This window comes from Campylobacter sp. BCW_6461, from assembly GCF_001762735.1.
Lineage (GTDB): Bacteria > Campylobacterota > Campylobacteria > Campylobacterales > Campylobacteraceae > Campylobacter_D > Campylobacter_D jejuni.
Map to the genome: position 1 here is coordinate 1 of NZ_MJXJ01000020.1, position 13,087 is coordinate 13,087.

Annotated in this window: 13 protein-coding genes and 3 tRNA genes; 2 read left to right on the plus strand and 14 right to left on the minus strand. The window is 29.6% G+C overall.

Annotation, left to right across the window (positions count from 1 at the left end):
* Window position 1: 1 nt before the first annotated feature.
* From AJ882_RS03050 to secA, 6 genes are all read right to left on the minus strand, one after another.
* Window positions 2–78: transfer RNA gene (locus AJ882_RS03050), tRNA-Asp, on the minus strand.
* Between the two features lie 51 nt (window positions 79–129).
* Window positions 130–205 (minus strand) — tRNA-Val (locus AJ882_RS03055).
* A gap of 7 nt (window positions 206–212) precedes the next feature.
* Window positions 213–288 (minus strand) — tRNA-Lys (locus AJ882_RS03060).
* A 62-nt stretch (window positions 289–350) separates the two neighbouring features.
* Window positions 351–1,136, minus strand: a complete 786-nt coding sequence (locus tag AJ882_RS03065) for an amino acid ABC transporter permease (protein WP_002867441.1) — start codon at window positions 1,134–1,136, stop codon at window positions 351–353.
* Window positions 1,137–1,158: 22 nt separating this feature from the next.
* Window positions 1,159–2,364, minus strand: coding sequence for an ABC transporter permease (locus tag AJ882_RS03070; RefSeq protein WP_070279666.1), 1,206 nt, complete (start codon window positions 2,362–2,364; stop codon window positions 1,159–1,161).
* The gene (gene secA / locus AJ882_RS03075) at window positions 2,361–4,949 is read right to left on the minus strand and encodes a preprotein translocase subunit SecA (RefSeq protein WP_002867439.1); all 2,589 of its coding nucleotides are present in this window, start codon (window positions 4,947–4,949) and stop codon (window positions 2,361–2,363) included. The genes AJ882_RS03070 and secA overlap by 4 nt, the downstream gene beginning before the upstream one ends.
* 99 nt (window positions 4,950–5,048) lie before the next feature.
* Between secA and lolA the strand changes: the two genes are divergently transcribed.
* Window positions 5,049–5,558, plus strand: a complete 510-nt coding sequence (gene lolA, locus AJ882_RS03080) for a LolA-like outer membrane lipoprotein chaperone (RefSeq protein WP_002867438.1) — start codon at window positions 5,049–5,051, stop codon at window positions 5,556–5,558.
* Here lolA and AJ882_RS03085 read toward each other — a convergent pair.
* Together AJ882_RS03085 and pif1 are read right to left on the minus strand one after the other, a co-directional pair.
* Window positions 5,555–6,289, minus strand: coding sequence for a hypothetical protein (locus tag AJ882_RS03085; RefSeq protein WP_002867437.1), 735 nt, complete (start codon window positions 6,287–6,289; stop codon window positions 5,555–5,557). The genes lolA and AJ882_RS03085 overlap by 4 nt on opposite strands.
* Window positions 6,290–6,298: 9 nt before the next feature.
* A complete protein-coding gene (gene pif1, locus AJ882_RS03090) occupies window positions 6,299–7,642 on the minus strand; it encodes an ATP-dependent DNA helicase Pif1 (protein WP_002867436.1) in 1,344 nt (447 codons plus the stop codon).
* Window positions 7,643–7,690: 48 nt separating this feature from the next.
* Between pif1 and AJ882_RS03095 the strand changes: the two genes are divergently transcribed.
* Window positions 7,691–9,037 (plus strand): SH3 domain-containing C40 family peptidase, encoded by a 1,347-nt coding sequence (locus AJ882_RS03095; protein ID WP_002867435.1) that lies wholly within the window; start codon window positions 7,691–7,693, stop codon window positions 9,035–9,037.
* 11 nt (window positions 9,038–9,048) lie between these two features.
* On the opposite strand, the gene AJ882_RS03100 is transcribed toward AJ882_RS03095, so the two are convergent.
* The 6 genes from AJ882_RS03100 to AJ882_RS09710 form a co-directional block, all read right to left on the minus strand.
* Window positions 9,049–9,921: an N-carbamoylputrescine amidohydrolase gene (locus AJ882_RS03100; protein ID WP_002867434.1), complete on the minus strand. Its 873-nt coding sequence runs from the start codon at window positions 9,919–9,921 to the stop codon at window positions 9,049–9,051.
* A complete protein-coding gene (locus tag AJ882_RS03105) occupies window positions 9,918–10,805 on the minus strand; it encodes a cation diffusion facilitator family transporter (protein WP_002853697.1) in 888 nt (295 codons plus the stop codon). Before AJ882_RS03105 ends, AJ882_RS03100 begins: the two co-directional genes overlap by 4 nt.
* On the minus strand, window positions 10,802–11,779 hold the full coding sequence (locus AJ882_RS03110; protein ID WP_002869906.1) for an agmatine deiminase family protein: 978 nt from the start codon (window positions 11,777–11,779) through the stop codon (window positions 10,802–10,804). The genes AJ882_RS03105 and AJ882_RS03110 overlap by 4 nt, the downstream gene beginning before the upstream one ends.
* A gap of 98 nt (window positions 11,780–11,877) precedes the next feature.
* Entirely contained in the window at window positions 11,878–12,312 is a 435-nt protein-coding gene (locus tag AJ882_RS03115) for an META domain-containing protein (protein WP_011049817.1), read from the minus strand.
* 15 nt (window positions 12,313–12,327) lie between these two features.
* On the minus strand, window positions 12,328–12,447 hold the full coding sequence (locus tag AJ882_RS09705; protein ID WP_002886201.1) for a hypothetical protein: 120 nt from the start codon (window positions 12,445–12,447) through the stop codon (window positions 12,328–12,330).
* Between the two features lie 15 nt (window positions 12,448–12,462).
* Entirely contained in the window at window positions 12,463–12,996 is a 534-nt protein-coding gene (locus AJ882_RS09710) for a methyl-accepting chemotaxis protein (RefSeq protein WP_002867433.1), read from the minus strand.
* Window positions 12,997–13,087 lie beyond the last annotated feature (91 nt).

Consider the following 13,087-nt stretch of genomic DNA (forward strand, 5'->3'; position numbering starts at 1 on the left):
ATGGCGCAGCGGACGGGGCTCGAACCCGCGACCTCCGCCGTGACAGGGCGGCATTCTAACCAGCTGAACTACCGCTGCATCCAAAGTAAAGAAGTAGAGATTATAAAACCTATTTATGATTTTATAAAATGGTGGTCACTATAAGACTCGAACTTATGACATCCACCTTGTAAGGGTGGCGCTCTACCAACTGAGCTAAGCGACCTTTATAATGGTGTCCCGTGTTGGATTCGAACCAACGGCCCCCTCCTTAAAAGGGAGATGCTCTACCGGCTGAGCTAACGAGACATTTATCTGAAATAAAAATGTGATTATGCCAAAATTAGCTCTATTTGTCAAGCTTTTTTAAATCATTTTTGGCATTTTCTCTCCAAATAACGAGAAAATATACTTATAGGTAAAGTCAAAACAAGATATGTAATAGCCAAAATTACATAAGCTTCAAGAGTAGCAAAAGTATAAGAATTTATCTCTTGCGCACTTTGGGTTAATTCATTTACAGCAATAACGCTTAATAAGGAACTATCTTTAATTAAATTTGCAAATTGTCCACTCAGTGGTGCTAAAATATTTTTTAAAGCTTGGGGAAAAATTACATACGCAAAAACCTGCATCTCTTTTAACCCTAAAGCCCTAGCGCTCTCAAGCTGAGATATAGAAATACTTAAAATTCCAGCTCTAAATATTTCAGCTAAGTAAGCAGCAGAAAAACATGATAAAATAATAACTCCAGCCACATATCGATTATCAAGTCCTAAATTATTTGCAATGATATAATATATCAATAATACCTGCACTAGTAAAGGGGTTCCTCTGATAAGCTCTATGTAAAATGTAGATAAAAATCTTAAAAAAACAATCGAACTTAAAGAAAAAGCACAAAAAACTCCACCCAAAATTATACTCAACAATAAAGAAAAAAAACTGATTATTAAAGTATTTAAAAAACCTTGAAGAAATTTTTCTTTATAGGTCGCAATTGCGCTAAAATCAAAATGATAAGCACTTACACTAAAACTACAATAACAAAACAATATTAAAAATAAAATCAAAAGAATTAAATTGGTGATTATTTTTGACTTTGATAGAGGTTTTAAAGGTTTAAAATTTTTATTTTTTTGAATAAACAAAGACAATAAAAATCTCCAAAATTACAATTTATTCATTTCTTAAAGTATCTAAAATATTAATTTGAGTTGCTTTTTTTGCAGGATAAAAAGATGATAAAGCTATGATTATTAAAGCACCCACAATGGTTAAAGAAAAATCCATTAAAGACAAATCAAGTGGTAATTTACTAGTTCCATAAACATCAGCAGGTAAAGTTACAATATCAAAATTTCCTAAAAGCCATAAAGCAAAAAATGCAAGCACCACACCCACTATCATACCACCACCACCAATAAGCATACCTAAGGCAAAAAAACTCTTTTTTACCTCATTTTTGCTTGCACCTAGAGCAAGTAAAAGTGCTATTTCACTGCGACGATTCATTACTATCATCAATAAAGAACTTACTATATTTAAACTTGCAACCAAAATAATAAGCATCAACACTATAAAAAGCGCTCTTTTTTCAAGTTCTAAGGCTGAAAAGAAATTTTTATTTTGTTCCCACCAACCTACCACAGCATAATCATCTTTTAAATAAGATTTAATTTTTTCAACATCTTTAAAAGCATTATCACTATATACATGAATTCCATCATAATTTGGATTTTTAGGCATTCCAAGTACTTTTTTCAATGCATCAACATCTGTATACATATAAGCTTTATCATAAAATGCAAGCCCTGAAGTAAAACGCGCTTTAACATCAAAACGTTTAGTTTGCGGTATTAAAGAAAATCCACTAGGATTAAGATTTGAAAAAATAAGTGAAAGTTTGTCATTTTTATGCAAACCAAATTCATCGGTAAGTGCTGATCCTACAAGTATATCAAAACCACTTAAATTCTCATCCTTTAAAGCTTTAGCAACCACTTCGTTTATTTTTTTTTCATCATTAAAATTAACGCCAAAAAGCACACCACCTTCAAAACGATTATCTCCCTTTACAACAACTTGAGTGCTTATATAAGGGCTAAATAACAAATTTGGAAATGTTTTTCTTAACTCATCTATAAATTCATCATTTACAGGAGCGTAAAATTTAGGCAAAATAGCAATAGGATAATTCATCACAAAAAAGCGTTTTTCAAATTCTTTATCAAAACCATTCATAATTGCCATAGCTACAAGCAAAACGCAAAGTCCTACACAAACTCCTAAAAAGGCCAAAAGCATAGAAAGATTGATAAAGGGTTGTTCTTTATCAAATCTTAAATATTTAAAAAGTAAATATTTTAAAACGCTTTTATTCAAGCTAAAATTCCTTGCTTAGGACCACTTTTTCCATGGCATTCTTTAAATTTTTTTCCACTTCCGCAAGGACAAGGAGCATTGCGTGGAACTTTTTTAAACTCAGCTTCGCCAAGATTATCTTCGCTTGCGCCCATTTCTACTGAGCTTTGAAGTAGCTTTTCATTTTCTTCATTGGCTTTATTTTCTAAATTTTGTACCTCTTCTTGATTAAATTGCACGCTAAAAAGTAGTTTAATACTATCAAATTTAATACGATTGACCAACTCCAAGAAAAGATTATAACTTTCTTTCTTATATTCCACAAGAGGATCTTTTTGATTGTATCCACGAAGCCCTATTCCTGTTTTTAAAATATCCATTTGATACAAATGCTCTCTCCAAGCATTATCCAAAACTTGCAAATATAAAATACGCTCTATATTACGCAATTCTTTAATCTCAAGTCTTGACATCTTTTCGTTATAAGAATTTTCAAGAATTTGACTTAGCTTGTCTTGCATTTCAATGACACTTAAATTCTCAAAATCTTTTTCACTAATCTGAGTTGAACATTCGTATAAAATTTTTGCTTTCAAATTTTCAAAATTTACATTAGAACCGCTCTCATCAAGTATATAATCATTCATTACATTTGCACTATATTCAGCGATATTTTGAGAAATTTTAGCTCTAATATCATAGTTTTCATCTAAAAGCTCATTACGATAACGATAAATAGTTTTTCTTTGTTCATTTGCTACATCATCGTATTCTAACAAATGCTTTCTGCTTTCAAAATGCAAGCTTTCAACTTTTTTTTGCGCATTTTCAACCGCTCTTGTAACGATTCTTGATTCTATGCTTTCGCCCTCTTCTATGCCCAAGCGATCCATAATACTTTTAATACGATCCCCACCAAAAATTCTTAAAAGATTATCTTCTAAACTTAGATAAAAACGACTTATTCCAGGATCACCCTGCCTTCCTGCACGACCACGAAGTTGATTATCAATACGGCGGCTTTCATGTCTTTCTGTACCGATGATATAAAGCCCACCCAAAGCCCTAATCTCATCATCGATTTTTATATCCACACCACGACCTGCCATATTTGTAGCGATAGTTACAGCACCTTTTTTACCTGCATCTTGGATAATCAAAGCTTCTTGCTCGTGATTTTTAGCATTTAAAACATGATGAGGGATTTTCTCTTTTACAAGCATATTGTGAAAAACTTCACTGCGCTCTATACTTGCGGTTCCTACAAGTACAGGCTGACCTTTAGCATTGGCTTTTTTAATCTCTTCAATTACAGCTTTGAATTTTTCATTTTGAGTTTTATAGATAAGATCATCTTTATCTTGTCTTTTAATAGGAATATTTGTCGGTATAGAAATAACATCTAAACTATAAATTTGAGAAAATTCAGTCGCTTCTGTTTGTGCAGTTCCTGTCATACCTGCAAGTTTATTGTACATTCTAAAATAATTTTGAAAAGTAATATCTGCTAGAGTTTGGCTTTCTTCTTGAATTTTTACATTTTCTTTAGCTTCTAAAGCTTGATGCAATCCTTCGCTAAAACGACGTCCTTCGCTTAAACGCCCTGTAAATTCATCAACAATGATAACTTCATTATTTCTTAAAACATAATGCACATCTTTTTCAAAAAGATTATGTGCTTTTAAGGCTTGATCAAGCTGATGAGCTAAGATAGCATTATCAAGACTGTATAAATTTTCTACGCCAAAAAGTTTTTCAGCCTTAGCAATACCTGCTTCTGTAATTAAAATATTACGATTTTTCTCATCTACTACAAAATCACCCTCAGGTTTTGCAGGGGGTAAAACTGCTTCACCTTTTTGCATTTGTTTAGCTACTTCATTGGCTTTAATATAACCATCTAAAGTACGATTTGTAGGACCACTGATGATAAGCGGAGTTCTTGCCTCATCAATTAAAATACTATCTACTTCATCTACGATAACAAAATTATGCTCTCTTTGAACTTTTTCAGCTTTTGAAAATTTCATATTATCACGCAAATAATCAAAACCAAACTCATTATTGGTTCCATAAGTAATATCACAATCATAAGCTTGCTTGTGTTCTATATCACTATTTTGAGAAGAAAGCACCACGCCAACACTAAAACCTAAAAAATTATAAATCGCACTCATTTGCTCAGCATCTCTTTTGGCTAGATAATCATTTACTGTAACGACATGTACGCCTTTGCCACTCATGGCATTTAAAACAACAGGTAAGGTTGCTACAAGAGTTTTACCTTCTCCTGTTTTCATTTCTGCGATTTTTCCATCGTGCAAAACCATACCACCGATTAACTGCACATCAAAATGACGCATATTTAAAGTTCTCTTACCTGTCTCTCTGACTATAGCAAAAACATCATTTAAAACATCATTTTCGTTTTTTTCTCCGCTTAAAATTTGCTCTTTAAATTTTGCAAATTCGGCTTTTAATTCATCATCGCTTAAATTTTGATAGTTGCCTTCTAAAGCATTGATTTGTGCTACACGCTTGAAATATTTCTTAACTTCACGATCATTTTTTGTGCCAAACACGGCTTTTAAAGTATTTAAAAACATTTTTAAACCTTTATAAATTTTTCAAACTATCATTATAACGATTATTTAATTAAAATTAGCTAGAATGACATAAAAAATATATTTTTTTAAGGAAAATAAATGAAAAAAACATTCTTGATATTTTTTATTTTTATAGGACAACTTTTTGCCCTTGATCTTAATTTTAATACCTTTTCAAGCAATTTTACCCAAATAGTGAAATCCAAAAACTCTACACTTTCTTATTCTGGGCATTTTATACTGAGCAAAGATCAAGCATATTGGAGTTATGATACTCCTAGTAAAAAAGAGATTTATATCAACAAAAATCAAGTAACCATAGTAGAGCACGATCTAGAACAAGTCATTTTCTCTCATCTTGATAACATTCCAAATCTTAATGAAATTTTCAAAAAAGCAAGTCTTATAGATAAGGATAAACTTGCAGCAAAATATGATAATATAAACTATACAATTAAGCTTAATGAAGAGCAAATTCAAAGCATATCCTATAAAGATGAATTTGAAAATGATGTTATAATCAATCTAAACAATCAAATTAAAAATCCAAAAATCAACTCCGATATTTTCAAGGCAAAAATTCCGCAAAATTATGATATAGTTCGCTAATTTTGCGTTGAATTTTCATCAAGCTTTATATCATAGCCTGTTTGTGGTAAATGATAAGGCTTGCTTGCGTTATTTTCTTTGAATATTTGTGGAGGATTGGCGATTAAATCTCTTTTAATTTTTTCTTCTATATCTGGAGTCATTTTAGGTGTATTTAAATTATCTATATTGATTTCTCCATTGTCATTTTTATTTTCTTCATCTGGATCTTTGAAAAGCTGTTCAACTTGCTTGACTTCTAAATTTGGAACACTAGGAGTTGGGATCTTTTCAACACTAGGAACTTGAGTTTTAGGAACTTCTAAGTTTTTAAGTGCTTTTTTTACCTCGCTGCCCATACCCTTCTCTTTAGCCTCAGTACTTTCTAAAAAGCGTTTAAACTCCTCTAAATCAAATTTTTCCACTCCGCTTAAAGATATGATATATATATCATCTAATTCAATCTTATACTTCTTATCTAAAAATTTTTCTAAAGTTTTTTTGAAATTATTTTTTCCAATTTCTGTAAAAATATCTTCGTAAAAAAACCCTGAAATTACTGTATTTACAGCATCAATTAACTTATTTTCATTTTCTTTTAAATTATTCCCATCAAATTCCAAAGAAATTTCGACTTTTTTAAGAACATTTGTCCCACTTTTAGAATACAAATCTGTTCTTATTTTATCTATTTCAAGATTTTGAGCATTTAAACTCAAAACCAAAAAAACACTTAAAAATATTTTTTTCATTTAATGCCTTTAAATGATTTGTTCTTGTATTTCGAGATCTAAAAAATTATGTTTTTTATAAAATTCAATCACATTAGAATCTATTTTTAAAATATTAGCAAAATAAAATCCAAAATTTATCTTTTTTGTAGAATAAATTTTTAAAGTATTTGGGTTTGTAGCGCGAGAAAGAGCGACATAAAGCTGTCCATTTTCAAAAATATGATCAATATCACACACTAATTTTTCAATACTCATACCTTGTGATTTGTGTATAGTAATAGCATAAGCTAATTTAATAGGAAACTGTGTAACACTTGCGAGAATATTAACAACAAAATCTTTACCTGATTGCTCAAGTTCTTCCATGAAAAAAGTATAAGGTTCAAGTAAAATTTTCATCCCATTATTTTTAATAATGCTAATATAAATTTTCTCCTCTTCATAAAGAATATCTTCTATAATACCTTGCTCTCCATTATAATAATTTTTATCCCAATTATTTACGCAAAAAATAATACGAGCGCCTATTTTAATATTTAATTCTTCCAATATATTTAAGCTTCTAATCCAAGAATCAAGCTCTTCATCTTTTATTCTCTTATCTTCTTTTTTAACCTGAGCCTTAAAGCATACAAGCGGGGTCTCAAGTTTGCTTAATTTTTCTTGATTGATATTGTTTACTTTTTTATTGATACCACAAAGTAAAGTATAATCATCTTCTAAATTTTCTAATTCTTTATAATCAATTCGCAAAGATTCAAAAAAGCTTAAAATTTTTTCATCTAAAAAACCTTGTCTAATCAAAGATAAATGGTTATAAAATTCCATATTTTGCGTTCTTTTAGGTTGAGAAAGTTTAATATTCTTAAAATTTAAATCTTGCCAAAAAAATGAAGAAAAAGCATAATAAGAATGGTTAAATAAAGTTTCTTTTTTTTCTTTAATTACTGGAGGCAGTTGAAAAAAATCTCCAACAACTAAAATTTTTCCATTAAATTGAGAATTTTTAAGTCTAAAGCCTATCATTTCAAAAACATTTGCGCTAACCATGGAAATTTCATCGATAATAATAAGCTCAATCGTTTTTAAAAGCTCTTTAAGTTTTGTTAATTTTTCTTTTTGTTTTTGATTGCGATCCAATGCGCTTAATTTCATCATATCATCACAATACCCTAAACAAAAAAAGCTGTGTAAAGTAACACCGCCTATATTAAACGCCGATAGAGCACTAGAACCAAGAGCTATGGCTAATTTTTTTTGTTTTCTATAAGATTTGATAAGCTCATTTGTCAAAAAGCTTTTACCAACTCCAGCGCCACCACTTAAAAAAACATTATCATAAGCTAAAATTTTTTCTAGTTTATCAAGCATTATATTTCCTTAGCTTTAATTATAACTATTTTTTCTAAAAGGTTGATTATGAAATCTTGTTTATATTTTACTTTTATAGTGCTATTTTTAACAGCTTGTTCAACAAAAAATTTAACTTCGCTTCATCATGAAAATTTAGAACAAAAAAATGAAAATCAACATTATGCAAAACTTGAATACGAACAAAATGTAAGCATTTTACCACAATTTACTTACAATATTAATTTTGATGTAAAACGATATAAAAAACATTTCTTTAATCCTTGGCATGATTCATTTAAAAATTACAAAGGACAAAATATTTTTTGGTCCTTTCCTTTATATTTAAATTCAAAAAATACTTATTATTTTTTCAATAAACAAATTATTCCACTTTCATGGTTTAAAAACGCTATAAATAACGCAAATATCCAAGAATTCGGTAAACTTAATCAAAAAGCTTTAATTATCCAAAATACAATCATTAAAAATCTTCCAACCCAAAGAGCTATCTTAAAAAATCCTTTTTTTGAAAATGAAGGAATTCCTTTTGACTATGCAAGCGATGGCATTTTAAATACTGGAACCCCTGTCTTAATTTCACATTTTAGTAAAGATAAGCGTTATGCTTTTGTTTTAGGTGAAGCTGGATTTGGATTTGTTGAAAGTAAAAATTTGGAATTTTTCTCAAACGATAGAGCGAAAATCTATGAAAATCTCAACTTTATCACACCACTAAAAGAAAAATTTCCTATCTATAGCGAGGATGGTAAATTTTTCTTTGAAAGTAGAATTGGCGCTATTTATCCTTACTACAAAGAAGATAAAAACTATTTTTATGGAAAAATAGGTTCTAAAAAATATAAAATTTCTAAAAAAGATGTATCTAAATTTCCTTTACAATTCAATGATAAAAATTTAAAAAATCAACTTTCACAAGTTTTAAATTTGCCTTATGGCTGGGGCGGTTATAATTTTGAAAGAGATTGTTCTTTACTAACTCGTGATATCTTTTCAGCTTTTGGACTTTATCTACCAAGAAATTCAGCTGCACAAAAAAATTCTTTTAATCATTTTGATATAAGCACTCTTAGTAATTCTCAAAAAAAAGATTTTTTAAACCGCTTTGGGAAAGCTTATCTTAGTTTACTTTATTTACCTGGACATATTATGCTTTATGCGGGACAAATTACAGATAATAATATTGCCATACATAATATATGGGGCTTAAGAAAAGATGCAACCCAAAGACTTCTCATAAGTTCTAGCGTCATCACTTCTTTAGAAATAGGAAAAAATGAAATTTTAGAAGATAATTTGCTTTTATCAAGACTTAAAGAAATAAGTTTTATAAATTTAAACGAACAAGAAAAAGAGCAAATAAAAAGCTATCTTGAAAATATACAAAACAAATAAGATTTATTGATTTAATCAATAAATCTTTTAGTTAAATCTGCAAAATATTCTATGCGTCTATCTCGCAAAAAAGGCCACCAACGACGCACATTTTCACTTCTTTTTTTATCTATTTCTATGATTTTTACACATTCGTTTTGAGAATCTAAAAGACAAAGTTCTTCACCTTGAGGGCCAAAAACAAAAGAATTTCCCCAAAATCTAATGCCCTCTTCTACCCCGCTTACATCTTTTTCAAAACCTACCCTATTGATAGCTACTACATATAAACCATTAGCTATAGCATGTCCTTTTTGTACGCCAAGCCAAGCATTGAGCTGTCTTTGTTTTTCTTCATCTTTATCCTTATCAAACCAACCAATTGCCGTGGGATAAATAAGAATCTCAGCTCCTTTTAAAGCCATAATTCTTGCTGCTTCAGGATACCACTGATCCCAACAAATAAGCACTCCAAGCTTACCTAAACTTGTATTTATAGGTTCAAAACCCAAATCTCCAGGAGTAAAATAAAATTTTTCATAAAAACAAGGATCATCGGGTATGTGCATTTTGCGATATTTGCCTGCTATAGAACCATCTTTTTCAAAAACCACTGCAGTATTATGATAAAGTCCGGCACTTCGTTTTTCAAACAATGAAGCAATAAGCACTATTTGATTTTTTCTAGCTATATTTGCCCAAAATTTCACATCTTTTTCATAATCATTAGCATAGTCAAAAAAATCCACATTTTCACTTTGACAAAAATACTCACTTTGATGAAGTTCTCCTAAGCAAACAAGCTCAGCTCCTTGTTTAGAGGCTTCTTCTATAAATTCGCAAGTTTTTTTTATAGTTTGTTCTTTATTTAAATGAAATTTTTGTTGTATTAAAGCGATTTTCATTGTCTTTGCCTTTCTTGTTCTGCATCATCATAAGGATCTAAATGAATTTGTATATCCCATTTTTCATTTTCAAACATCTTACGCACACCTTCTTCTATTTCATCTGAAATTTTATGCGCATTTAAAAGCGAAATTATAGGGCAAAAAACCAAATGCACGCTTAAATAATTACAACTTGGAGTTTTACGCGTCTTTAATTCATGATAGGAAATTATTTCAGGATTATTAGAAATCAAAGTACAAATTTTATCCACTTGTTCCTTAGGTAAAGCCTCATCCATTAAAAAAGCTAAAGCTTTTTTAATGATTTTAAAAGCAGAAAATGCCGTATAAAGACTGATCACTATCCCAAAAATAGCATCAATAATATGTAAATTTGTAAAATAAATCAAAACCAAAGCCCCTAAAGTACAAGCATTGGTTAAGCAATCTGTTTTGTAATGCAAAGCATCACTTTCTATAATTAAACTTTTGGTTTTTTTAGCTACATAATTTAAAAAAAGTACAAGAAAAAAAGTCATAATTAAAGCAAAAATCATCACATAGATGCTTGAATTTAAATCTTTAATTTCTTCTTTATAATAAATCTTTAAAATACTCTCATAAAAAATAAAAATCCCCACGCCAACTATAAAAACACCTTCTAACAAACCCATTAAAGCTTCAATTTTAGAAAAACCAAAATTATAATTTTCATTCGCCTTTTGTGAGCTTTTTTTAAGAGCCAAAAAATTAAAAGCAGAAATAGCAAAATCCATTAAAGAATCAATCGCACTTGAAAGTACTGCAACAGAACCACTTGTTAAGCCTACTATAAATTTAACCAAGGCTAAAACAATGGCACATAAACTTGCTACAAGAGTTGCTTTTTTTTGCAAACTCATCTTAAACCTTTGAAACGATTTTGACAAGAACAATGCAAAGAACCGTTTTGTCGTAAAAACACTCTTGCATCTACTCCTATAATTTTATGACTAGGTAAAGCTTTAGAAAGTCTTTTAGCTATGATTTCATCATTTTTATCCTTATAAAAAGGCACAATTAAAGCATTATTTATAAAAACAAAATTCGCATAAGTTGCGCCTAATCTTCTTCCTTCATAGTATAAAGGATTAGGTATAGGAAGTTCTACTAAATCAAAGCCTGTTTTTTTAAGCTCTTCTTTCATTTTTTGCAAAGGCAAATAATGTTCATCCTCTTCATCTTCACAAATACAATGTGCTATGGTATTTTTATCTATAAATCTTGCTAAGGTATCGATATGATGATCTGTATCATCACCTTTTATGAAACCATTTTCTAGCCAAATAATTTGCTTTAAACCAAAAATTTCTTTTAATTTTATATCAATTTGGGTTTTGTTTAGATGAGAATTTCTATTTTCATTTAAAAGACAATGAGAGCTTGTAAGCATCACACCCTCTCCATTAAAGTCAATACTTCCTCCTTCTAAAATAAAATCAACCTTTTTAAGTTCCTCTTTAAATTTCTCTTTAAAAAGCTTAGAATTTACAGCATTATCAAGCTCACTTTGAAATTTATTTCCCCAAGCATTAAAAGTAAAATCAAGAGCCTTTAAACGACCATTTTCTATTATATCTATAGCTCCAAAATCACGTATCCAAGTATCATTGGTATCACATTTAAAATACTCTACTTTTTTTATATCTTTAAAATTTTCAAAATCACTCTGTTTAGGAGCTATAAGTAAAACTTTTTGAAATTCACTCACTGCTTTTACAAATTCTTTATAACTTTGCAAAATTTCCTCTAAATAGGGATTCCAATCGCTTTTTTCATGGGGTAAAGAAAGCATGAGGTATTCTTGCTCACTCCATTCAGGAATTGATTTTATCATTTAACTACCTTTTTTGATAATAAAATTATAATTGTATCATTTTTTAGACTTTTGTCAAATTTAAGAAGATTACCTCGATATTTCGAGGCTTTAGGATATTATTTAAAAAAGATCTTCATTTCATCATTACTTAAAACAAGTTTTCCATTTTCATTTGAAATTTTAAAAATTCCTTTGAAATTTGAAAGGAAAGAATTTTCAAAATCCATTACATCCATTGGATGACAAAGCATTTGAGTTGAAGCTACGCGATCACCTTCGATTTGCAAAGTATCCGCCTTAGTTTGATAAGAACCAAAAAAACGATTACACCCTGAATAACCATAAAATTTATTATTTTCAAAACTAATATTTGGACTTTCCTCCGCGTTTTTTGGATCAAAAGTTTTACCATTAACTATAATTTTTTCTATTTTGAAAAGCTGATTCTGCATAAGTTCATTACTACCTTTAGAAACAGATGAAGTAACAGAAGTACTAGCACAACCTGCAAAAAAAGTTGCAGCTAAAGCAATTTGAAGCGTTTTTTTCATTTTATTCCTTTAAATTTAAAATTGGTTAAGTTCGCTTTCGAGATTATGACACACTATTTTTAACTCATCTACAACTTGAAGTAGAATTTTAGAAATTTCTTCATTCTTTTCACTTACTTCAACATTTTCTTGCATACGAGAAAGTAAATTTTATATATTCTCTTGGGAAATTTTTATTTTTTCAGTACATTGAGTTACCAAAGCCCTAGCATCTTCGTTACATAATTTAACCTCATTAGCATCATCAACCAATAAAGCGGTGTCATCATTTAAAGCTTGTATACTTTGAGTATTTTTCTTTAATTCTGCGTTAACCTCATTAATACTTTGCAAAAGCTCTTTTGTAATTTGAGCTACATTTCCCAAAAATTCTTCACTGTTCTGAGCCAACTGCCTATCATCCTCAGCAATTACAGAAAAACCTAGTCCAAATGCACCAGCCCTAGCTACTTCTATGTCAGCATTTAGGGATGGTAATTTTGTTTTATCTGCGATCTTATCCATCATTTGAGTTGCTTTTTGTATATTACCTGCTTGATTAACCATGTTTTCAACTTTTTTAGCCAATTCATTTTCATTTTGGGATACTATTGATACTTTATTAGCAACATTAAACAAAGATTTAAGCATTTGCTCTAATAATAAAAAGGATTTTTCATTGGCACTATTTGCCTTATTTGACAAACTAGCAAGTTCTCTAAGTTCATTGCCAACATTTGCACCAAGTTTAAAACTTTGATCTATTTGCTTATGACTTTGTGAACTGATATCACTT

Coding starts and splice junctions, on each gene's coding strand:
- AJ882_RS09705 (WP_002886201.1), bottom strand. CDS start 12,447: ATGCAAGAAAATGTTGAAGTAAGTGAAAAGAATGAAGAAATTTCTAAA.
- AJ882_RS03085 (WP_002867437.1), bottom strand. CDS start 6,289: ATGAAAAAAATATTTTTAAGTGTTTTTTTGGTTTTGAGTTTAAATGCT.
- secA (WP_002867439.1), bottom strand. CDS start 4,949: ATGTTTTTAAATACTTTAAAAGCCGTGTTTGGCACAAAAAATGATCGT.
- AJ882_RS03105 (WP_002853697.1), bottom strand. CDS start 10,805: ATGAGTTTGCAAAAAAAAGCAACTCTTGTAGCAAGTTTATGTGCCATT.
- pif1 (WP_002867436.1), bottom strand. CDS start 7,642: ATGCTTGATAAACTAGAAAAAATTTTAGCTTATGATAATGTTTTTTTA.
- AJ882_RS03100 (WP_002867434.1), bottom strand. CDS start 9,921: ATGAAAATCGCTTTAATACAACAAAAATTTCATTTAAATAAAGAACAA.
- lolA (WP_002867438.1), top strand. CDS start 5,049: ATGAAAAAAACATTCTTGATATTTTTTATTTTTATAGGACAACTTTTT.
- AJ882_RS03115 (WP_011049817.1), bottom strand. CDS start 12,312: ATGAAAAAAACGCTTCAAATTGCTTTAGCTGCAACTTTTTTTGCAGGT.
- AJ882_RS03095 (WP_002867435.1), top strand. CDS start 7,691: ATGAAATCTTGTTTATATTTTACTTTTATAGTGCTATTTTTAACAGCT.
- AJ882_RS03110 (WP_002869906.1), bottom strand. CDS start 11,779: ATGATAAAATCAATTCCTGAATGGAGTGAGCAAGAATACCTCATGCTT.